The sequence below is a fragment of the Pusillimonas caeni genome, from assembly GCF_003545815.1.
GTDB lineage: Bacteria > Pseudomonadota > Gammaproteobacteria > Burkholderiales > Burkholderiaceae_B > Pusillimonas > Pusillimonas caeni.
The window spans coordinates 435,608-455,328 of sequence record NZ_PDUW01000001.1; the positions used below are offsets into that span (position 1 = coordinate 435,608).

At 60.1% G+C, this 19,721-nt stretch carries 22 protein-coding genes; 16 read left to right on the forward strand and 6 right to left on the reverse strand.

All coding sequences use genetic code 11. The annotated features are described in order from the left end of the window. The first annotated feature begins 69 nt into the window (after window positions 1-69). Genes argB through slmA form a run of 3 tightly spaced genes read left to right on the forward strand, consistent with a single transcriptional unit; the run spans window position 70 to window position 2,352 of the window. Window positions 70-975 (forward strand): acetylglutamate kinase, encoded by a 906-nt coding sequence (gene argB / locus CSC67_RS01985; protein WP_118992831.1) that lies wholly within the window; start codon window positions 70-72, stop codon window positions 973-975. Window positions 976-979: 4 nt separating this feature from the next. Further along, window positions 980-1,774: a pyrimidine 5'-nucleotidase gene (locus CSC67_RS01990; protein ID WP_118992832.1), complete on the forward strand. Its 795-nt coding sequence runs from the start codon at window positions 980-982 to the stop codon at window positions 1,772-1,774. 8 nt (window positions 1,775-1,782) lie between these two features. Further along, window positions 1,783-2,352, forward strand: coding sequence for a nucleoid occlusion factor SlmA (slmA, locus tag CSC67_RS01995; protein WP_118992833.1), 570 nt, complete (start codon window positions 1,783-1,785; stop codon window positions 2,350-2,352). Between the two features lie 18 nt (window positions 2,353-2,370). On the opposite strand, the gene CSC67_RS02000 is transcribed toward slmA, so the two are convergent. Further along, window positions 2,371-3,366: an ABC transporter substrate-binding protein gene (locus tag CSC67_RS02000; protein ID WP_118992834.1), complete on the reverse strand. Its 996-nt coding sequence runs from the start codon at window positions 3,364-3,366 to the stop codon at window positions 2,371-2,373. Window positions 3,367-3,683: 317 nt separating this feature from the next. Between CSC67_RS02000 and CSC67_RS02005 the strand changes: the two genes are divergently transcribed. The 9 genes from CSC67_RS02005 (at window position 3,684) to CSC67_RS02045 (ending at window position 12,259) form a co-directional block, all read left to right on the forward strand. After that, on the forward strand, window positions 3,684-4,082 hold the full coding sequence (locus CSC67_RS02005; protein WP_118993170.1) for a Rid family hydrolase: 399 nt from the start codon (window positions 3,684-3,686) through the stop codon (window positions 4,080-4,082). Window positions 4,083-4,253: 171 nt separating this feature from the next. Next, on the forward strand, window positions 4,254-4,706 hold the full coding sequence (locus tag CSC67_RS02010) for a MarR family winged helix-turn-helix transcriptional regulator (RefSeq protein ID WP_135227418.1): 453 nt from the start codon (window positions 4,254-4,256) through the stop codon (window positions 4,704-4,706). A 356-nt stretch (window positions 4,707-5,062) separates the two neighbouring features. Further along, window positions 5,063-6,352, forward strand: coding sequence for a Rieske 2Fe-2S domain-containing protein (locus CSC67_RS02015; protein WP_135227419.1), 1,290 nt, complete (start codon window positions 5,063-5,065; stop codon window positions 6,350-6,352). After that, window positions 6,352-7,629, forward strand: a complete 1,278-nt coding sequence (locus tag CSC67_RS02020) for a M24 family metallopeptidase (protein ID WP_118992837.1) — start codon at window positions 6,352-6,354, stop codon at window positions 7,627-7,629. Before CSC67_RS02015 ends, CSC67_RS02020 begins: the two co-directional genes overlap by 1 nt. Window positions 7,630-7,760: 131 nt before the next feature. Further along, window positions 7,761-8,957 (forward strand): amino acid ABC transporter substrate-binding protein, encoded by a 1,197-nt coding sequence (locus CSC67_RS02025; RefSeq protein WP_118992838.1) that lies wholly within the window; start codon window positions 7,761-7,763, stop codon window positions 8,955-8,957. A 33-nt stretch (window positions 8,958-8,990) separates the two neighbouring features. Then, window positions 8,991-9,893: a branched-chain amino acid ABC transporter permease gene (locus tag CSC67_RS02030; protein ID WP_118992839.1), complete on the forward strand. Its 903-nt coding sequence runs from the start codon at window positions 8,991-8,993 to the stop codon at window positions 9,891-9,893. A 1-nt stretch (window position 9,894) separates the two neighbouring features. Next, a complete protein-coding gene (locus CSC67_RS02035; protein ID WP_118992840.1) occupies window positions 9,895-10,791 on the forward strand; it encodes a branched-chain amino acid ABC transporter permease in 897 nt (298 codons plus the stop codon). Then, window positions 10,788-11,516, forward strand: coding sequence for an ABC transporter ATP-binding protein (locus CSC67_RS02040; protein ID WP_118992841.1), 729 nt, complete (start codon window positions 10,788-10,790; stop codon window positions 11,514-11,516). Before CSC67_RS02035 ends, CSC67_RS02040 begins: the two co-directional genes overlap by 4 nt. Next, a complete protein-coding gene (locus tag CSC67_RS02045) occupies window positions 11,513-12,259 on the forward strand; it encodes an ABC transporter ATP-binding protein (RefSeq protein WP_118992842.1) in 747 nt (248 codons plus the stop codon). The genes CSC67_RS02040 and CSC67_RS02045 overlap by 4 nt, the downstream gene beginning before the upstream one ends. 3 nt (window positions 12,260-12,262) lie before the next feature. Here the strand turns inward: CSC67_RS02045 and CSC67_RS02050 are convergent, their stop codons facing one another. From CSC67_RS02050 to gpmA, 4 genes are all read right to left on the reverse strand, one after another. Continuing rightward, complete coding sequence (locus CSC67_RS02050) at window positions 12,263-13,012, reverse strand: HesA/MoeB/ThiF family protein (RefSeq protein WP_118992843.1); 750 nt, start codon at window positions 13,010-13,012, stop codon at window positions 12,263-12,265. Beyond that, window positions 13,005-14,531 (reverse strand): S41 family peptidase, encoded by a 1,527-nt coding sequence (locus tag CSC67_RS02055; protein WP_118992844.1) that lies wholly within the window; start codon window positions 14,529-14,531, stop codon window positions 13,005-13,007. Before CSC67_RS02055 ends, CSC67_RS02050 begins: the two co-directional genes overlap by 8 nt. A gap of 72 nt (window positions 14,532-14,603) precedes the next feature. Further along, the gene (locus tag CSC67_RS02060) at window positions 14,604-16,007 is read right to left on the reverse strand and encodes a peptidoglycan DD-metalloendopeptidase family protein (RefSeq protein WP_118992845.1); all 1,404 of its coding nucleotides are present in this window, start codon (window positions 16,005-16,007) and stop codon (window positions 14,604-14,606) included. Between the two features lie 7 nt (window positions 16,008-16,014). After that, window positions 16,015-16,764, reverse strand: a complete 750-nt coding sequence (gpmA, locus tag CSC67_RS02065; RefSeq protein WP_118992846.1) for a 2,3-diphosphoglycerate-dependent phosphoglycerate mutase — start codon at window positions 16,762-16,764, stop codon at window positions 16,015-16,017. A gap of 99 nt (window positions 16,765-16,863) precedes the next feature. Between gpmA and CSC67_RS02070 the strand changes: the two genes are divergently transcribed. Genes CSC67_RS02070 through CSC67_RS02085 form a run of 4 tightly spaced genes read left to right on the forward strand, consistent with a single transcriptional unit; the run spans window position 16,864 to window position 19,170 of the window. Beyond that, window positions 16,864-17,274 (forward strand): rhodanese-like domain-containing protein, encoded by a 411-nt coding sequence (locus CSC67_RS02070; protein WP_118992847.1) that lies wholly within the window; start codon window positions 16,864-16,866, stop codon window positions 17,272-17,274. 28 nt (window positions 17,275-17,302) lie between these two features. Then, window positions 17,303-17,560, forward strand: a complete 258-nt coding sequence (gene grxC / locus CSC67_RS02075; protein ID WP_118992848.1) for a glutaredoxin 3 — start codon at window positions 17,303-17,305, stop codon at window positions 17,558-17,560. Between the two features lie 38 nt (window positions 17,561-17,598). Beyond that, window positions 17,599-18,129: a protein-export chaperone SecB gene (secB, locus tag CSC67_RS02080; RefSeq protein WP_118992849.1), complete on the forward strand. Its 531-nt coding sequence runs from the start codon at window positions 17,599-17,601 to the stop codon at window positions 18,127-18,129. Window positions 18,130-18,138: 9 nt separating this feature from the next. After that, window positions 18,139-19,170: an NAD(P)H-dependent glycerol-3-phosphate dehydrogenase gene (locus CSC67_RS02085; protein WP_118992850.1), complete on the forward strand. Its 1,032-nt coding sequence runs from the start codon at window positions 18,139-18,141 to the stop codon at window positions 19,168-19,170. A 71-nt stretch (window positions 19,171-19,241) separates the two neighbouring features. Here CSC67_RS02085 and CSC67_RS02090 read toward each other — a convergent pair whose 3' ends face one another. Next, complete coding sequence (locus tag CSC67_RS02090; protein WP_118992851.1) at window positions 19,242-19,712, reverse strand: tRNA (cytidine(34)-2'-O)-methyltransferase; 471 nt, start codon at window positions 19,710-19,712, stop codon at window positions 19,242-19,244. Window positions 19,713-19,721: the final 9 nt, after the last annotated feature.

Consider the following 19,721-nt stretch of genomic DNA (forward strand, 5'->3'; position numbering starts at 1 on the left):
AGGCCCCTATGTCGAACCCGAAAGCCCGCCGCTTTCGGGTTTTTCACAGTCATCCACTTCATTGCTGCCATGACCACACCCGCCTCCAACGATTCTTCCTCTCACTCTTCCACGGTCAAGGCCGACGTCCTGTCCGAAGCCCTTCCCTACATCCGGCGCTTCCACGGCAAGACCGTCGTCGTCAAGTACGGCGGCAACGCCATGATCGAAGAAGCGCTGCAGCGCAGCTTCGCGCATGACGTCGTGCTGCTCAAGCTGGTGGGCCTGAACCCCATCGTCGTGCATGGCGGAGGACCGCAGATCAACGATGCGCTCAAGCGCATCGGCAAAGAAGGCACTTTCATCCAGGGCATGCGGGTCACCGATGCCGAAACCATGGAAGTCGTCGAGTGGGTGCTGGGCGGGCAGGTGCAGCAGGACATCGTCATGATGATCAACGAGGCCGGCGGCAAGGCGGTGGGGCTCACCGGCAAGGACGGCTGCCTGATCCAGGCCCGCAAGAAGATGCTGCCGGACAGCGAGAAGCCCGGCGAATGGCTCGACATCGGCTATGTGGGCGACATCACCCGCATCGAGCCCGCCGTGGTCAAGGCGCTGCAGGACGACCAGTTCATACCGGTCATCTCGTCCATCGGATACGGCGAGGACGGCCGGGCGTACAACATCAATGCCGATCTCGTGGCAGGCAAGATTGCCGAAGTGCTGGGCGCGGAAAAGCTCATCATGATGACCAACACTCCGGGCGTGCTCGACAAGAACGGCCAGCTGCTGCGCAGCCTGTCGGCGCAATCCATCGACGAGCTCTTCAAGGACGGCACGATTTCGGGCGGCATGCTGCCCAAGATCTCGTCCGCCCTCGAGGCCGCCCGCAACGGCGTCAACTCGGTGCACGTCGTCGATGGCCGCGTCCCGCACTGCCTGTTGCTCGAGATATTGACCGATCGCGGCGTCGGCACCATGATCAGCTCTCGTTAGCCGGATGTCGGCGGCACCGGATCCAGCGCCCTGCACGCCGGCGCATCGGCGGCTGCTTACGCCTTCGGCGCCGCACCGCCCGCGCTGCGGCCATGCCGGCACACCGCGGCGGCAGGGCAGCGGGCACGAGCGTGTCTGGCTGTTCGATCTGGACAATACGCTGCACGACTGCTCGGTATCCATCTTCAATGCCATCGACGAGAACATGACCGCGGCGGTCATGGAGACGCTCGGCGTGGGGCTGGGCGAAGCCCACCGTCTACGGGTGATGTACTGGAAGCGCTATGGCGCCACCGTGATAGGCATGGTGCGCCACCACGGCGTCGATGCCCGCGCCTTCCTGGAACGCAGCCACCGCTTCGACCCGGCGCCGCTGGTCCATTCGGAGGGCGGCCTGGCGTACAAGCTGCGCGGCTTCAAAGGGCGTAAAATCCTTCTGACCAACGCTCCGTTGGCCTATGCGCGCGGCGTGCTCAAGGCCCTGGGCATACTGCAGCAGTTCGAAAGCCTGTGGTCCATCGACCACATGACGCTGCAAGGGCGCATCAAACCCAAGCCCTCGCGGGCCCTGATGAAACAAGTGCTTGCCCGGGTAGGCCAGCCCGCGTCCAGGGTGGTGCTGGTGGAAGATACGCTTCGAAACCTCAAGGCAGCACGGGAGCTCGGCATGAAAACCGTCCACATCTTCCATCCCGGCACACCTTTTTCCGGCCTGCACGCCGGCCGCAGCGCCTATGTCGACGTGCGGGTCAACTCCATCGGCAAGCTGCTGACCGGCCGCCACGCCCTGCGCGGCTGAGCCGCGCCATGAGCACGCGTCTTTCCGCCAAGCAGGCATCCATCCTCAGGACGCTCGCCGCCATGCTGGAGCACCATGGCGCCGGGCGCATCACCACCGCGGCCCTGGCCCGGGAAATGAACCAGTCCGAGGCGGCCCTGTATCGCCACTATGCCAGCAAGGCCGCCATATTCGAAGGACTGATCGCCATGTTCGGCGAGCTGATCCTCGAAGATATGAACCACGTGGAGGCCACCGAAGCCCTGGGGAAGGCGAGGCTGCGCAAACAGGTTCATGCCCTGCTGCTTTTCGTCGAGCGCCATCCCGGCGCCGCCCATGTATTGACCGGAGGCGTGCTGGCCAATGAAGCGCCGTCGCTGCAAGAGCAGGTCAACGTCCTGCTGCAGGATGTCGAAGACATGCTGGTGCGCAGCGCCCGGCTGCACAGCGGACAAGAGCAGCTGTCCAGCGACGCAAACGCCGCCGCCGGCGTATTGCTGCACTACGTTCTGGGCCGCTGGCTGCGCTACGCCCAAAGCGGCCGGCGGGCCGCCCCTACCAGCGGCCTGTCCCTTCATTTGCCGATGCTGGGCTTATAAGGGACACGGCACAGGCGGCTATTGCGCCAACGCCTTGTCGTAGTAGCTGGAGTCGTAGTATTTGGACGGGTCGTTCAGCTCCATTTGCGGCACGCCCCACTTGCTGCGCAGCTTCAGGACCTGTTCGACGCCTGCCATATCGATGGCCGCTTTGCGCTGCATGCCGGTCTTGGGCTCCAGCAATATGCCGTAAGCCGTTGCCGCGGCGCCTTCAGGGAGTTTCGGCAGGTACTTGCGAAATATCGCCAACGCCTCGTCTTTGTTGTTCGGGTCGTACAGCCATTCCACGCCCAGCACGTAAGCCCGGATGTAGCCCTGCAAGGCCTCGCCATGCTCTTTGGCCCAGGACTGCCGCACGCCCGCCACCAGCCCCTGGTACGCCCCAAAGGTTTCGGAAGCGGTCGCCAGCACGTGATAGCCTTTTTCGACAGCCTGCACTTCGAACGGCGATATCAGCATGGTGCCCGCATGCTTCTTTTCCATCAGGTCGGCATAGCGCTGCATGACTCCGCCCGCACGCTCGATCTTGAAATCGGGTTCACGCAGGCCCGCCCGGTCCAGCAATTCGAACAGCACCAGAGCGTAGCCGGTATTGCGGGCATCGACCGAAAGCGTTTTGCCGCGCAAAGCTTCGTAATCGGGTACTTCGGGCACGGTCACCAGCTTGAGAAAGCCGCGGTCGGCGCCCATCACCGCAATGAGGTCCTCGCCTTTCTTGTCGACTTCTCCCTGGCCCTCGCGATAGGCAATGAGATTGTCGATGGCGGTCATGGCAATATCGAACTTGCCGTCTATGAGCCCGGTCAGCTGAAAGGAAGAGCTCGGTGTCGGGGTGAGATTGACCGCTACGCCGTTATCGGAAAAAAAGCCCTTTTCCTGTGCGACCCAGATAGGCCAGTTGAACCCACCAGGGAATACGATCACTTCGAGAGTCTTGGCGGGCGAAGCCGCCGCGCCGGCGCCGCATACAAGCATCAGCGCAGCGGCGGCGAGGCCGCGGATGAAATTGCTCATGGTTTGTCTCCGTTGTGGCTTGTAAGGCGATACCGCTCCGGCAGTCGACCGCCTAGATGCGGTTTTTCAAAGTATGGTTGCCACGCCGGCTATTGACTAGATCGTTTGAGTGATACGGAAGTATAAATAGAATTTATAGTCTGGCCGGCAATGCCTCCTAAGGCGGCGCGGTATGTAGGCCTCCGCAGAGCCAATCTCATCGGATTGCTGTAATATCCTACAACTAGTTGTCAAAAACAACCTGTTAAGCAATACAATAGTGCAATACGTCCAATAGATAGAGTGATTGGAAGCCAACTAAGCAAGAGGAGATGCTGATGCCCATAGAGACCGTCGTACCGAAGAACTCCATACCTCCCATTGCGCCGTACTCGCCAGGCGTTCGCGCCGGAGACACGCTCTACGTATCGGGGTGTCTGCCAATGGATGGCGAAGGCCAATCCATCGGAATAGGCGACGTACGGGTTCAAACGAAAGTGGTGCTGGATACGATCAAAGACATCGTAGAAGCGGGAGGCGGAACGCTTGCCGACATCGCGTTCAATTCGATCTTTCTCAAAGACCTTGCCGACTATGCCGCCATGAACGAGGTATACAAAACGTACTTTCCAAGCAACCCTCCAGCCCGATATTGCATTCGCGCCGATCTCGTGAGGCCCGAATTCCTGGTTGAAATCTCGTCGGTGGCTCACCTGTCTCGAAGCGGTGCGTCATGAAGCGGCGAGAGCCAAGCGCAGTAGTAGCGCGATGATAGAATGCATGAACAGTAAACTAGGCTGCGGCAGCGCCATGAGATGGTACACCGTCCGGGTCGCCTATCGGCCTTGAAGGCTTATGGCGGCATAGGCTTGCGGAAACAGCCAAGCTTGGAACGAATAGGTTCGAAGATGTCAAAAAAAGAATCGGCACAACCGCTGCCAACACTTCCCATGAGGGAAATCCTTTCATATCGCGTATCGGTGCTTCACGCGCTTTTGACCAGAAAACTTTCCTCTATTTCCAGTACGTCGACCCTGACCACCAATCAGTGGAAGGTACTGAGTGTGCTTTATTTCTGGCCGCCGATCACGGCTGTCGGAGTCAGCGAGGTGGTTGTCCTGGACAAGGCCGCAATCTCCCGAGCCATCGGATCGCTGGTCAAGCTCAAGCTTGCGGAACGACGCCATGATGCGGAAAGCAACAGTACAGTGGTGGTTATCACTCCCGCAGGACGGAAGCTGTACGGAAAGATCCAAGAAGACATCGAATCGATGCAGCATGACGCCCTTTCTCGATTGAGCTCCTCCAAGCAAGCTCAATTGTTCGAAGCCCTTGATCGCATAGAACAAGCGCTGCGCTGACGTCGGGACCTCGTTCAATGTCCGCAATACAAGCCTGACTCACTCGGCAGAAGCGTTACCCTGCGGCGAGCCGAGACCTCTCCAGCCCAAGGCCGCCTGCAGGCGGAGACATTGTCCCGCCACCGGCAGAACGAACCGCCCCTACCACCGCTTCTGAACCCGCTGAACAGCCGGCTTCCGGCTGTCCGCCTATTAGGGTTTACCTGACAACGAGTTGTTATTGACAACTAGTTTCTGGCTGCGTACTATCACATCAACAGTCGCCGTTGAGCGACGAATTGGAACTACCCGCAATAGTCAGGGAGGCCATCTATGAAGCTGGGCAACGCTGGTTGTATTCCATCAGGGGGCAAGGCATGAGCACGTTGGCTGAACAACGTCCGCGTCGATTGAACGTCGACGATTTCAACTACACTGGCCCGGGCACCCCTGCCGGGCAATATCTGCGCCGATTCTGGCAGCCGGTCTATCACTCCTCCGACTTGACCGTCGGGCAGCCCGTGCCGCTGCATATCCTCAACGAAGTTTTTACGCTTTACCGCGGATCCAGCGGACAGGCCTTCCTATTGGAGCAGCGCTGCTCCCATCGCGGCCTGCAACTGTCGACAGGCCGGGTCGAAGGCGATGACCTGCGCTGCTTCTATCATGGATGGAAATTCTCCGGGAATGGCATCTGTCTCGAGCAACCCGTAGAAAACGACCTGTCGCGCAACAGGGGTAATTTGCGATCGTATCCAGTCCGCGAGTATCTGGGCCTTATTTTCGGCTACTTCGGCGAAGGCGAGCCGCCGCCCTTCCCGCTTTATCCGCAGTTCGAACATTTCGACGGCTACATCGAAACCAACTCATATTTGCGCAACTGCAACTATTATCAAAACCTCGAGAACGCGCTGGATACGAGCCATGTAGGTTTCGTGCATGGCGACAATAGCGCGTCGTTCGAAGGCTTTGGCCGGGGTAGCGCACTGGTTGCGAAAGAGTCGGATTGGGGTGTGGCCTATACCTTCACACGACCCGACGGCGCGTCGAGGGTTCATCAGTTCGGCATGCCCAACCTGTTCTACTTTCTGGCCTTGCCGGTCGATGAAGATATTGGCTGGCAAGAGTCGTTGATGTGGTTTGTACCTATCAGTGATGATCGTCACATGCAGTTCTGGCTGCACCGTGTCCGCGCAGAAGGTGACATGGCTCGCCGTATCCAAGAACGCCGCGAGAAGCGGCGCACAGAGATTGACCTGGCACATCAGGACGTCGCGGAAGATATTCTTCATGGCCGAATGAGCATTCGTGACGTCGACCCCGCGCGTGTGGATATGGTGCAGTTGCAGGACGATATCGCGCAGATCGGCCAAGGCCGCATTGTTGATCGCAGCCGTGAACAGCTTGGTCGCGCCGACATTGGTGTGGTTGCCATCCGCCGACTGTGGATCCGCGAAATCACAGCAATGTTAGAAGGGCGCCCGCTCAAGCAATGGGAGTTGACGCAAACGTGCATACCCAGAGCATGGGCGCTCGATAACGAGCAAGCTGTTGTCGGAGGCGCGGGTACAAAGACAGGCGACGGTGCGTCACCAGTTGTCGATTCACGCCCTTACATCGAGGTGGAACGAGAACTGAGCGCATTGCACGGCGAGCCGAGGCGATAATGAGGGATTCCCAGCTTGCGTCGCATCGACGCACACCGACGGTCGGACCGACGCTGTCTCTGAAGGAACGGGATCGGCGTTGGGCGGGCCTTCGGCATCTAATGGCCGAGCAGGATCTCGACGCCATTGTCGTCGGCAGTTTCCAAGGCCGAGAACGCCTCGAGAGCTATCTGATTGATGACTTTCTCGATTCAGTTGTGGTCTTTCCGATCGAAAAAGATCCCACTATTCTGACTTTCTCAACGGCACGGGCATCACGTATTTTTGAGAGCGAACGTCGAGGCATACAACCTTGGGCATCCGATGTTCGCATCGGCTTCGGCGGCGTCCGGGTTGCGGCAATCTTGCGTGAGAAAGGGTTGCCGAAACAGCGTGTCGGACTGGTTGGCATGGGTCCGACCGCGGGGGGCGAGGCCGAAGGTCTCGTCCCGTATGGATTCTACAAAAACCTTTCCACAGCATTGCGTGATGTTGAAGTCGTCGACTTTACACGAGACTTCATGAATTTTATCCACCTGAAAAGCGACGAAGAAATTGCGCTGATACGTTTCGCCGCAGGGGTAAGTGAGCAGGCTTGCCTTGCAATGATCGATGCTTGTCGGCCGGGTGTCAGCGAAGCGGAGGTATACGCGGAAATCCTCCACGAAATCCATCGTTGGGGGTGCGACACGCGCTATCCCTTTCTTAGCCTCCAGTCGGGGCCCGACAACATATCCTGGGGTGCGCCACGTTGGACAGTGCGTGCGGAGGCACCTCGCATTTTACAGCGCGGCGACCTCGTTCAGGCTGAGATCCACACGCTTTACGGCGGTCAGGAAAGCCAGGTTCAAATGTGTGTCGCACTAGACCCCGTGGACGATGACATCCACACATGTGAAGCCGTTGCGCGACGGTCCTATGAAGCGGGCCTGGCCTCGATCCGACCAGGAATCATTTTTTCAGAACTCTTCCGAGCAATGGAACAGCCTCTGGAAGAAAGTGGCTGCTGGTCTAAGACGCCTCTTGCTCACACCATGAATTATGGCGCCTGGGGATTTTCGGCTGCTAATCGCGAACAGTTGATCAATACACGAGAGGAAGCGTTGGAGGTCGGCCTAGGTCCCGATGCGCTACTGCTAAACGTCGGTCTGGAGCTCAAAGAAGGCATGGCTCTTGAGCTCGAGCCAAACGCGTGCCTCGGCATGAAACGAGTAAACATCGGCGGTATCGTGCTCGTCACGGCATCCGGTGTTGAGGAGCTGAATCAAATATCTACACGTGTTTATCACGCTGGCTAGGTTAACCACCAGCACATTCTATTGCCGGCAAAGTTAGTGCCTCGAGCGTATGCAATGCCTCTTGCGCAATGCTTGTAAAGGATTGCTCGTATTTCAACAAAGAAACTATAACTATTCGGTAGGAGACAACCATGTTGGACAGACGAAGCGTAGTATCCGCGTTATTTATAGGGTTTGCTGGAATTTTTTCGATCCTCAGCGGCACAGTCCTGGCCCAGGAGGCTCCGCCTATACGAATCGGCTTCTCGATCGCCAAGACTGGACTATTCGCCTCCGCGACGCCAGCGCAGCTTAATGCCTATCACTTCTGGCGTGACCAGGTAAATGAAAAGGGCGGCCTTGATATCGGAGGCGTCAAACGCAAGATCGAGTTTGTCGAATACGATGATCAGTCGAACGCGGCCAGCGCAGTAAAGATCTATGAAAAACTGATCACCAACGACAAGGTCGACCTGTTGCTGTCGCCTTGGGGCACGGTGAGTCACTTTGCGATCGTGCCGGTACTGGAGCGTTTCGGCTTTCCGGTCATCGGCAGTACCGCATCATCGGTACATGTCCGTGAACTGAACGTAAAAAATATGTGGTTCGTGTCGCCATCAACGCATGACAAGCTGTCCATACAACTGGCCCAAATGGCGAAGGAGCAAAAAGTAAGTCGGGCGGCAGTCATCGGCAGTGTATTGCCGCAAAGCAAGGAAATCAGAAACTTTCTCGTACCAGCGCTGGAAGCAGCCGGCATCAAGATAGCAGTGAACGAGGAATACCCTCCCGATATCAAAGATATGACAGCACTGCTCAGCCGTATCAAGGCTGCGAATCCAGATGGCATCTTCGTATTGTCATATCCCGCGGATTCCTTTCTCTACACCCGTCAGGCTAAAGAAATAGGGATCAACACGCCATTCCAGTGGCTGGCAATTGGACCAACGATTCCCGCCTACCGCAAGATGTTTGGTTCATCCGCCAACGGCATCATCAGCATGGGGCATTGGTCTCCCGCCCAGTCGCATTGGCCACGAGCAAAGCCCTTCTATGATGCCTATGTCGCACGGTTCAAAGAAGAACCTGATTACCTCGACACCGTGCTCGCATATATGAGCTGTGAGATTCTGGAAGAGGCGGTGGCAGAGGCGGGGCTCGACAAAGCCAAGCTGCGTGAAGTCATCAACAATAAGACCTTCGATACGATCAATGGACCGGTGAAATTCAAGGGTGTTGAAAACATGACTACACCGGTTGGTTTTCTCCAAATCCAGAACGAGCAATTTCATATCGTTTGGCCTGCTGAGATTTCTACTGCGCCAATACAACCTAAATTGAATTGGTAGCACCGTAACGGCTCTTCGACCGTTGGAGAAACAATGACAAGTTTCTTTGAAATCCTGACGTCGGGACAGTTGTTGCTTGCAGCACTGATCACCGGCACCATCTATGCAACCGTTGGCCTGGGACTAAATCTGGTGTATGGGACCATGCGGCTCCTCAACGTGGCGCATGGGGAATTCCTGATGCTCGGCGCTTATGTCGCATTCTGGGGATTTAGCCTCTTCAATGTTTCGCCGTTTCTTTCTGCTGTTGTGGCCGGCGTTCTGACAGCGGCGTTGGCGGCCGCCCTCTATTTCGGCATGCTGCGATGGTGCTTACGGAACCCACGCATGCGCAAGCGTATCGAGCCAAACTCCCTGCTCATATTTGTCGGTGTCTCGATAATTCTGCAGAATATCTCAGCGCTCAGTTTCACAGGCACGCCGCGTGGATATCAATATCTCAGCGGCGTGATGACCCTCGGAAGTATCTCGATTAGCGCAAACCGTCTGGGTGCCTTCGTTTTCTGTATCGCGATCTGCATAGCCACCTTAATTTTCCTGCGCCGTTCGGCTACGGGACTTGCAATCAAGGCTCTGATCCAGCACAAAGAGGCAGCTGAAATCGTGGGTGTGAACGTTACACGGTTAGAGTTCTTCGCCTTATGTGCCGGCTTTGCAACGGCGGGTATCGTTGGAGCACTCGTATCCATGACCGAGCAAACGACTCCATTCATGGGCTTCCCGTTCACTATCGCAGCCTTTATTGTCATCATCATGGGCGGGCTCGGCAACCTCGCTGGCGGAATCGTCACAGGGCTGCTACTTGGGTTTATAGAAACATATGGTGTGGCGTTCACTTCAGCAGCATGGTCGTCAATCCTGCTTTATGGCGTATTCGTGTTGGCATTGATCGTGCGTCCAGAAGGTATTTTCACAGTGCGACAGGTGGTGCGCTGACATGACCAAAGCGACCCCATTTCTCCTTGGACTCCTTTGCTTCGGCCTCCTTCCGTTGACTGGACAGGACTACCTGATAGGTGTCAGCTTTACTCTTCTTACATGGATAGCACTCACTCAAAGCTGGACTTTGTTGTCGGGCTTCGCAGGATACATCTCGCTTGGCCATGTCGTATTTTTCGGCCTGGGAGGCTATTTCGTCGTGCTGACATGGGGGATTCTGCCGTATTGGATTTCCCTTCCGCTGGCATGTCTGGTCACTTTCGTTTTTGCCATAGCTATCAGCATCCCGGTGCTCCGCGTCAGCGGACCGTATTTCGTGATCTTAACCTTCGGGCTTGCGGAGTTCGTCAAGTATGTAGTAATGGCGGTGGAATCTCACCTCGGCCAATTCGGGCGGCTTTTGCTAGGCGTGCCGAGCCTCGCCACCTTGTATTGGCTCGCGCTTTTTCTCGCCACGCTCGCAACCCTGATTACTTTTGTCATTCGCCGCAGCCGTCTGGGCCAAGGTCTGATTGCAATTCGAGAGAATGAGCAGGCGGCGGAAGCGATCGGCGTGCCTGTAACGCGATACAAGACGATTGCCTATGGGTTGTCCGCGACTATTCCTGGCGCGATCGGCGGTTTAATAGCGCTCCGTACCAGCTATTTCGAGCCGCAACAGATCTTTGATCCGGTCGTGTCCTTTACCGTTCTGACGAGTGCGATCATCGGCGGCAGCGATGATGTACGTGGCCCGATATTGGGCGCGGCGTTCCTGACGCTGCTGTCAGAATTATTATGGGCACGGGCCCCGCAACTATATTTGATATTGCTCGGGATACTACTGATCGTTTTTGTTGTTATCTTGCCAAACGGAATTTGTGGGCTCTTACGTCGGAGGGCCGCGCAAGCATGAGCACTTTTCTAGAAGTCCGTCACCTCGGACGTAATTTTGGGGGTGTGCGTGCACTGCATGATGTAAATCTAACGGTGAGTCTCGGCGAAGTGGTCGGAATCATGGGTGCAAACGGGGCCGGAAAAACGACATTGTTCGCATTGATTGCAGGTAATCTACGGCCGGGCACTGGCGATATCCTGCTCGATGACAGCTCGATTGTCGGCTTATCTCCCGACCGGATTTGCCGTCGTGGTGTAGGCCGCACCTTTCAGACTGCGCGTCCATTCGGCGACCTAACCGTTTTGGAAAACATCATCACCGCAGCACGCTTCGGAATGCACCGTCTAGATGCGCATGCCGCCGAAAAACGCGCCGTTCTACTTCTCGATATTGTCGGCCTCGGTACACGGCGCAATCAAATTTCCGGCGACCTCACATTATCTGGTCAAAAGCGTCTTGAAGTCGCGCGTGCCGTTGCAACCGGTGCGCGCCTGCTCTTGCTTGACGAAGTCATGGCGGGGCTTACACCAACGGAAGTCGCACAGATGCTGGAGGTAGTGCAAACTTTGAAAGCTGAAAACTCCCTGACTATCCTGATCATCGAGCATGTGATGCGCGCCCTGATGCGGATTTCCGACCGTATTCTGGTCCTACACCACGGTGAGGCGATCGCATGCAACGCGCCCGCCGAGATCGCCAGGGATCCACGCGTGCTCGATTGCTATTTGGGCTTACATGCATGAGTGCTATCCTCGAAGTCTCTGATCTCCATGTCGGTTATGGTGCCGTAAAGGTGGTGCATGGCGTCTCCCTCCTCGTGGCCCAAGGCTCGGTCACTGCGCTGATCGGCGGTAATGGCGCAGGTAAAACCACGATAATGAAGGCGTTGATAGGAAGCCTTTCGCAGTCCGCGGGAACCATTGTTTACAAGTCACAGAATATCGGCAGCCTGCGGCCGCACGAGCGCGTCAATCTCGGGCTCGCCTTGGTACCGGAAGGCCGGTTGATTTTCCCCCAATTAACTGTAGAAGAAAACTTGCGCATTGGTGGAATTGTCCCGCGAGCTCAGTCTTGCAAGGGCAAACGACATGAAGAAATTTACGAGTTATTTCCGCGTCTTCACCAGCGCCGGGCACAGAAGGGAGGGACTTTATCGGGCGGCGAGCAGCAAATGCTGGCGCTTGGGCGAGCTCTGATGTCCGCACCCGATCTGCTCTTGCTCGACGAACCGACTCTGGGTCTTGCACCACTCATGGCGGATACCCTATTTGCTGCAATCGAGGCCTTGCAGCGGGGTGGAATGACGATTCTGATTGCCGAACAGGATACCCCTCGTACCCTTGCATTGGCGGATCGAGCTTACGTGATCGAGAACGGCAAAGTAGCGTTCGACGGCGCTGGGAAGGAGTTGCTAGATGATCCTCGGGTGCGCGAGGCTTATCTCGGCATATCTGAACAACCGAGTCCTATTCAGCATAACCCTTAATCATCAACGATGGCCGCACACCGGGCAGCCCGGATCGCGCTTGAGGCCTATGCTGTTCCATTGCATGGTCAGGGCGTCCAGGCATAGCAGGCGTCCGGTCAGGCTTTGGCCCATGCCGGTAATTAGTTTGATGGCTTCGGCCGCCTGGGTGCTGCCGATGATGCCCACCAGAGGGCCCAGTACGCCGGTGGTGGCGCAGCTGACCTCGTCGGCCTCGTCGGCCTCGGGAAACAGGCAGTGATAGCAGGGTGAGGCGTCGTCGCGCATGTCGTAGACGCTGACCTGGCCCGCGAAGCGGATGGCGGCGCCGGACACCAGCGGCTTGCGATGCAACACGCAGGCCCGGTTGATCGCATGGCGGGTGGCGAAGTTGTCGCAGCAGTCGAGCACGATGTCGGCCTGCGCCACCGCGTCTTCGAGCTCGCGCCCCATCAGGCGCCGCACGATGGCATCGACCTGCACCGAGGGATTCAGCGCATGCAGGGCCTGCTTGCCCGATTTGGCCTTGGCCTGGTCGAGCCGGCCGGTGGTGTGGATGATCTGGCGCTGGAGATTGCTGAGCTCGACCACATCGTCGTCGGCCAGGGTGATGCGGCCGACTCCTGCGCCGGCCAGGTACAGGGAGGCCGGAGCGCCCAGCCCGCCCGCGCCCACGATCAGGACGCGCGCCTGCAGCAGTTTCTCCTGCCCCTCTATGCCCAGTTCGTTGAGCAGGATGTGCCGCGCATACCGCAGCAGATCCTGGTCATTCATTGATGGGAACCAGGCCGTCCGGGGTGAGGCGGAAGCGCTCTATTCGCTCGGGCGGGACGGTTTGCCCGGGCTGCTCAGTTTTTTTTTCAGCCTTGGACTCTTGGCCAGCCGCCGTCGATGACGCGCTTGCGGGCTCTTTCCTGGCCGCGGTGGTACGCGGCCCGCTCTTGCTGACTGAGCGGCCCTCGAGCAGGTTGATGGCCTGCTGCAGCTGGAAGTCGTCGGCGCCCCCGAATTCGAACATCTTGGGTTCGACACGCTCGCCCTGTTCGTCGTCGACGGGCGTGACCACCTCGGGCGCGGCCATCGCGTTTTCGAGGTGATGCGCCAGATCGGCTTCGCGGGGCAGGCGGAACAGATTGCCTTGCGCCGTGTCGTCGACCGCGATGTCCGGTTCGACTCCGGTCACCTGGATGGAACGCCCCTTGGGCGTGTAATAGCGCGCGGTCGTCAGCTTGATGCCGGTGTCCTCGCCCAGCGGCAGGACGCTCTGGACGGAACCCTTGCCGAAAGTACGATTGCCCAGCACCTTGGCGCGGCCGTGATCCTGCAGGGCGCCGGCGACGATCTCGGATGCCGAGGCCGAGCCGACGTTGACCAGCACCACCATGGGCACGGTGCGGGTCCAGTTGGGCGCGCTGCTGAGCGGGTCGCCGCCATCGGAAAAATGGCGCATGTAGTCGCTGGGCTTGGCGAAATATTCGCGGTTGGCCGACGCGATGCGGCCCTTGGTGGAAACGACCAGCACATTGGGCTGCAGGAAGGTGGAGGACACGCCGATGGCCGCGTCCAGCAGGCCGCCGGGGTCGTTGCGCAGGTCGAGGATCAGGCCCTTGGGCGGCTTGGACTGGCCCAGCTTGGCCAACTGGTTGACCAGGTCGCTGGCGGTGCGCTCCTGGAACTGCGCCACACGCACGTAGGCGATGTCGTTCTCGAGCATCTTGCTGCGCACACTGCGCACCTTGATGAGGTCGCGCACGATCTTCACCACCAGCGGCTTTTCCTGTTCGGCGCGCTTGATGGTCAGCACGATGGAGGTCTTGGGCTCGCCGCGCATGAGCTTGATGGCGTCATTGAGCGGCATGCCCTTGGTGGGCTTGCCGTCGATATGGGTGATGAGATCGCCCGCCAGAATGCCCGCGCGCGCGGCCGGCGTGTCTTCGATGGGCGCGATGACCTTGGGCATGCCGTCCTCGCTGCCGATCTCGATGCCCAGGCCGCCGAAGCCGCCCTGCGTGATGGCTTCCATTTCCTTGAATGCCTCGGCATCGAGATAGGCCGAGTGCGGGTCGAGGTCGTCGAACATGCCCTTGATGGCATCGTTGATGAGCTTTTGGTCTGTCAGAGGCTCGACGTAGCTGGCCTTGATCGCCGAGAACACATTGGCGAACTGCTGCAGCTCTTTCAGAGGCAAGGGTTCGGCACGCTGCGCCAGGGCCGATATGCCCAGACTGACCAGGATGCCGCCCACGGCGCCCAGAACCACCAAACCGAAACTGCCTACCCTGCGAGTGCCCATGCACACATTCCTGAAATGATTTTTGGTATCGGCCTGCCGCCTGGCAGCGCCGCCAGACAAATAGTACCGAAATTAGCGCGCCAGCCAAAGAAGCGGATTGACGGGCTTGCCCTGATGGCGAATTTCAAAGTATAGACCGGACTCGACCTGGCCGCCTGTCGCGCCCACCGTGGCGATTGCCTCTCCGGCCGCCACCGCCTGGCCGACCTGCTTGAGCAGGCTCTGGTTGTAGGCGTATACGCTGAGATACTGCGCGCCATGGTCGACGATGAGGATGTTGCCGAAGCCATTGAGCCAGTCGGCATAGACGACCCTGCCGGCGGCGATCGCCTTGACCGGCGTGCCTTCGCTCGCGCGCAGCACGATCCCGCGCCACAGGCCGCCATCGGGCCGCTCGGCGCCGAAGCGGCCCTGGACTTCCCCTCGCACCGGATAAGGCAGGCCGTGGCGCAGCCCTTGCAGGGCGCCGGCCGAGGGAGGGGCGGGCTCTTCCTGCGCCGGCTGCCGGGCGGCCTGCTCCTGGGCGCGCTCGCGGGCGCGCGCCTGCTCGACCTGCTCGCGGGCCCGGCGCGCGGCCTCTTGATCGCGGCGCGATTGCCGCTGGGCCTCTTCCTGGCGCAAACGCTCTTGTTCGGCCCGCTGCGCTTCCGCTCGGCGCCGCGCTTCTTCCTGACGGCGGATTTCGGCCAGGCGCGCTTCTTCCCTGCGCCGCTCTTCGGCCAGCCGCGCCTCTTCGGCCTGCTTGGCGATCGCTTCTTCGAGTCCGGTGATGAGACGGCCCAGGCGGCGTTCGTCGCTCTGCAGTTTCTCGGCCTGCGCCCGCTGCGCCTTCAATTGCTCGCTGACCTTCTCCAGGACCTGCTGGCGCTCTCGCTTCTGTTCCTCGAGTTCGGTTTTGCGGACCTCGGTTTCGTCCGCCACCTGCTCCAGTTCGCGCTTGCGCGCCTGCGACCTGGCCTGAAGCGCGTTGAGGCGCTCGAGCGCCTCGCCGACGGCCCGCAGCGCCGCCGCCTGGGCTTGCGATACATAACTGAGATAGCCCAGCTCGCGGCCTATGGCTTGAGGATCGTCGCCCGACAGCAGCGCCGTCCAGGGCGACAGGCCGCTGGCATATTGGGCCCGCAGCTGATCGGCCAATTCCTGCTGGCGCCGGCCGAGCTCCTGGCGCTGCTCGGCGATCTGCTTCTGAAGGTGCTCGAGATCGTCTTCGGCCTGGCGCTTCTGTCCGGCCAGTTCGGCCAGCCGCCGATCGATGTCGGAAATGGCTTTCTCGGAAGCCTTCAGGGCGTTCGCGGCATCCTTGCGGGAGGCCTCGTGCTGGTCGATGTCTTTCTGCAGCGTCTGGATGCGGTCGCGCAGGCGCCCCTGCTGAGCCTGGACTTCAGCCTGCCTGCTTTGCAGGTTCGCCGCCGGTTCGGCCGCAAGCGCCGCGCCGAGCGATGCGGACAACAGCGCCGCCAGACCGATACGCAGCATAAGGAGATCAGCCCTTGGCCTTGCCCTGCGCGGCCACGGCCGCCATGGCCGCCTCGATCTCGTCGGCATTGCCCAGGTAGTAGTGGCGCAGCGGCTTGAGATCGTCATCGAGTTCGTAGACCAGAGGCTGGCCGGTGGGAATGTTGACGCCCACGATGTCGGCATCCGAAATCGAATCCAGATGCTTGATGAGGGCGCGCAGGCTGTTGCCATGGGCGGCGACCAGCACCCGGCGGCCGGCGCGCAGCGCGGGCGCAATCGAGTCGTTCCAGAAGGGCACGACGCGCTCGACGGTGTCTTTGAGGCATTCGGTGGCGGGCAGATGCTCGGGCGCCACTTTTGCGTAGCGCTTGTCGAAACGCGGATGGCGCGGATCGTCCTGGTCGAGCGGCTCGGGGGCGATGGCATAGGCGCGCCGCCATACCAGCACCTGTTCTTCGCCGAACTTGGCGGCCGTCTCGGCCTTGTTCAACCCTTGCAGCGCACCGTAATGGCGCTCGTTCAGGCGCCAGTTCAGGCCGATGGGCGTATGCATGGCGTCCATGGCGTCCAAAGCGATCCACAGGGTGCGGATGGCCCGTTTCAGCACTGACGAAAAGGCCAGGTCGAACTCGTAGCCTTCGCGCTTGAGCAGCTCGCCGGCCTGGCGCGCCTGCTCGCGGCCGGTTTCGGTGAGGTCGACATCGGTCCAGCCGGTGAAGCGGTTCTCGAGGTTCCACTGGCTTTCGCCATGGCGCATCAATACAAGTTTATGCATAGTAAGCCCAGGTTTTCTACGGTTTTAGTTGAATATCGGCGTCCATTTTATAATCGACCGATCACCCCCTACTCAAAGAGATAAATCGAGATACATATCGTGGACTTCATCCTTAGCCAGAATAATCTGTACATTGTACTTATTGCCATCGTGTCCGGCGCGCTGCTGCTGTGGCCTTCCATCGGCAAGCGCCGCGGCTCCAATCCCGTCAGCGCGACCGAAGCGGTGCAATTGGCGAACCGGCAGCAAGGCGTCTTCATCGACGTGCGCAGCGCCGAGCAATACAAGGCCGGCACCATCGCCCAGGCACGCAATGTGCCTGTTGCCGAACTCGAGGCCAAGCTCGACAGCCTGCCCAAAAACAAGCCGCTCATCGTATTTTGCGACCAAGGGCGCGAAGCGATCCGCGCCGCGGCCGCCTTGCGCAAGCACGGGCTCGAGGCAGTCAGCCTGGAAGGCGGCCTGCGCGGCTGGACCCAGGCCGGCCTGCCCCTGTCGAAAAAGGCTTGAACCACTTTCCATCTCTTCGAGGAACTTCATGGCAACCGTTACGATGTACTGCACGGCAGTGTGCCCTTACTGCATCCGGGCTGAAATGCTCCTCAAGCAGCGGGGCGTCACCCACATCGACAAGATCCGCGTCGACACGCATCCCGAGCGGCGGGCTGAAATGATGCAACGCACGGGACGCCGCACCGTACCGCAAATCTATATCGACGACACCCACGTCGGCGGCTACGACGATCTGGCGGCGCTGGACCGGGCCGAAGGCCTGATGCCGCTGCTCAACAACTGACCCAACCCGAACGCACGCGTTCATTCTTAGGAAGACAAATGGCCGACCAGGACCAAAACCAAGCCAATCAGAACAATAATCAGGAACCCAGCTTCGGGCTGCAGCGCACCTACATCAAGGACGTCTCGCTCGAGATGCCCAATGCGCCTCAGATCTTCCTCGAGCAGGAAGGCCCCACGGTCGAAGTGTCGATCAACGTGGGCGGCCAGCGCCTGGCCGACACCATCTTCGAATCCACCGTCACCGCCACTGTCACGACACGGGTCGAAGACAAAGTGCTGTACCTCATCGAGGCCACCCAGGCCGGCATCTTCGAAGCCGCAAACATTCCCGCCGAACAGCTCGATCCCTTGCTGGGCATCGTCTGCCCCACCATGCTGTATCCCTATTTGCGCGCCAACGTGGCCGACCTGATCAACCGCACGTCGCTGCCGCCGCTGCACCTCACCGAGGTCAACTTCCAGAGCCTGTACGAGCAGCGCGTGCAACAGCTGGCCGAGCAGCAGCAAGGCCAGGCCTCCCAGCAAGACTCGGGCATCGTCCTGCCCCCGGGCGTGACGCGTCAATAAGCGTCTCCCATGGCTGCCCCTCGCCTGCATACGACGGTGCTCGGAGCCGGTAGCTGGGGCACCGCCCTGGCTGCGCTGGCCAGCCACCATTCCGACACCCTGCTCTGGGCGCGCGATGCGGCCCAGGCGCGGGCCATCGACAGCCGGCACGTCAATACGCGCTATCTGCCCGGCATCGATCTGCCCGATGCGCTGCGATGCACCGATAGCTTCGAGGCGGCCGTCGATCACGCCTGCCAAGACCCGTCCCTTCCCGGCCTCGTCATCCTGGGAGTACCGGTGGCGGGCATGGCCGAAACCTGTTCACGCCTGGCCCGGGCATTGGAACAGCGGGCCGGCATCCGGCCGCCTGTCATATGGACGTGCAAGGGCTTCGATCAGGCCAGCGGCCAGCTTCCCCACGAAATCGCCGGCGCCGCCCTGGATGGGCTGGCTTTGCCGGGCGTCCTGTCCGGCCCTTCGTTCGCCAAGGAAGTAGCCCAGGGCCTGCCCGTGGCACTGACCGTCGCCAGCGAGCATGAAGCGACGCGCCAGGCGGCCACCACCGCCCTGCACGGGCGCACGGCGCGCATCTACGGCAGCACCGATGTCATCGGCGTCGAAGTCGGCGGAGCCCTGAAGAACGTCATCGCCATTGCCTGCGGCATCTCCGACGGCCTGGCTCTGGGCGCCAATGCGCGCGCGGCGCTGATCACGCGCGGGCTGGCCGAGATCCAACGCATGGGCGTGGCGCTGGGCGGCATGCCCGACACCTTCTCCGGCCTGACGGGCCTGGGCGACCTGGTGCTGACCGCCACGGGCGACCTGTCGCGCAATCGCCAGGTGGGGCTGGCGATAGGCGCCGGCCAGTCGCTGGAGGCCGTGCTGGCCGGCGGCATGACGGCCGAAGGGGTGCGCTGCGCGCGCGCAGCCCTGGCCCTGGGACGCAAACACGACGTCGAGCTTCCCATCACCGAGGCCGTATGCAGCGTGCTGTTCGACGGGCTGGCTCCCCGGCAGGCTGTTTCAGAGCTGCTGTCGCGCGAGGCCAAGCCGGAATGAATTTGCGTTTTTAAGCGCCGCTCCAGCGGCTTATGTTTGAGCAAGCCATACAATCCGAACGAGCCGCAACTTCAGACACCCCCCGCATACCCCTGCTGGCGCCATGCCTCGAACACCGTCACCGCCACCGCGTTGGACAGATTCAGGCTGCGCTGGTCGGGCATCATCGGCAGACGCAGACGCTGCGCGGGCGTAAAGCGCTCCAGATCCTGCGCCGACAGACCCGCGGTTTCGCGCCCGAACACGAAGACGTCGCCCGGCTTGAAATGCTGGCCCCCAAGCAGGGAGCTGCCTCGGGTGGTCATGGCGAAGCAGCGCTCGGGGGAGGCCCCGGTGGCTGCGAGAGCGCACGTCAGGTCGTCATGCACACGCATGCGCGCCCACTCGTGATAATCGAGCCCGGCACGCTTGAGCTTGCTGTCTTCGAGCTCAAAGCCCAGAGGGCGCACCAGATGCAAAGCCGCGCCCGTGTTGGCGGCCAGCCGGATGACATTGCCCGTGTTGGGAGGGATCTCGGGAGAGACCAGCACAATATGAAACATTTTTAATCC

Coding starts and splice junctions, on each gene's coding strand:
- argB (WP_118992831.1), top strand. CDS start 70: ATGACCACACCCGCCTCCAACGATTCTTCCTCTCACTCTTCCACGGTC.
- CSC67_RS01990 (WP_118992832.1), top strand. CDS start 980: ATGTCGGCGGCACCGGATCCAGCGCCCTGCACGCCGGCGCATCGGCGG.
- slmA (WP_118992833.1), top strand. CDS start 1,783: ATGAGCACGCGTCTTTCCGCCAAGCAGGCATCCATCCTCAGGACGCTC.
- CSC67_RS02000 (WP_118992834.1), bottom strand. CDS start 3,366: ATGAGCAATTTCATCCGCGGCCTCGCCGCCGCTGCGCTGATGCTTGTA.
- CSC67_RS02005 (WP_118993170.1), top strand. CDS start 3,684: ATGCCCATAGAGACCGTCGTACCGAAGAACTCCATACCTCCCATTGCG.
- CSC67_RS02010 (WP_135227418.1), top strand. CDS start 4,254: ATGTCAAAAAAAGAATCGGCACAACCGCTGCCAACACTTCCCATGAGG.
- CSC67_RS02015 (WP_135227419.1), top strand. CDS start 5,063: ATGAGCACGTTGGCTGAACAACGTCCGCGTCGATTGAACGTCGACGAT.
- CSC67_RS02020 (WP_118992837.1), top strand. CDS start 6,352: ATGAGGGATTCCCAGCTTGCGTCGCATCGACGCACACCGACGGTCGGA.
- CSC67_RS02025 (WP_118992838.1), top strand. CDS start 7,761: ATGTTGGACAGACGAAGCGTAGTATCCGCGTTATTTATAGGGTTTGCT.
- CSC67_RS02030 (WP_118992839.1), top strand. CDS start 8,991: ATGACAAGTTTCTTTGAAATCCTGACGTCGGGACAGTTGTTGCTTGCA.
- CSC67_RS02035 (WP_118992840.1), top strand. CDS start 9,895: ATGACCAAAGCGACCCCATTTCTCCTTGGACTCCTTTGCTTCGGCCTC.
- CSC67_RS02040 (WP_118992841.1), top strand. CDS start 10,788: ATGAGCACTTTTCTAGAAGTCCGTCACCTCGGACGTAATTTTGGGGGT.
- CSC67_RS02045 (WP_118992842.1), top strand. CDS start 11,513: ATGAGTGCTATCCTCGAAGTCTCTGATCTCCATGTCGGTTATGGTGCC.
- CSC67_RS02050 (WP_118992843.1), bottom strand. CDS start 13,012: ATGAATGACCAGGATCTGCTGCGGTATGCGCGGCACATCCTGCTCAAC.
- CSC67_RS02055 (WP_118992844.1), bottom strand. CDS start 14,531: ATGGGCACTCGCAGGGTAGGCAGTTTCGGTTTGGTGGTTCTGGGCGCC.
- CSC67_RS02060 (WP_118992845.1), bottom strand. CDS start 16,007: ATGCTGCGTATCGGTCTGGCGGCGCTGTTGTCCGCATCGCTCGGCGCG.
- gpmA (WP_118992846.1), bottom strand. CDS start 16,764: ATGCATAAACTTGTATTGATGCGCCATGGCGAAAGCCAGTGGAACCTC.
- grxC (WP_118992848.1), top strand. CDS start 17,303: ATGGCAACCGTTACGATGTACTGCACGGCAGTGTGCCCTTACTGCATC.
- secB (WP_118992849.1), top strand. CDS start 17,599: ATGGCCGACCAGGACCAAAACCAAGCCAATCAGAACAATAATCAGGAA.
- CSC67_RS02085 (WP_118992850.1), top strand. CDS start 18,139: ATGGCTGCCCCTCGCCTGCATACGACGGTGCTCGGAGCCGGTAGCTGG.
- CSC67_RS02090 (WP_118992851.1), bottom strand. CDS start 19,712: ATGTTTCATATTGTGCTGGTCTCTCCCGAGATCCCTCCCAACACGGGC.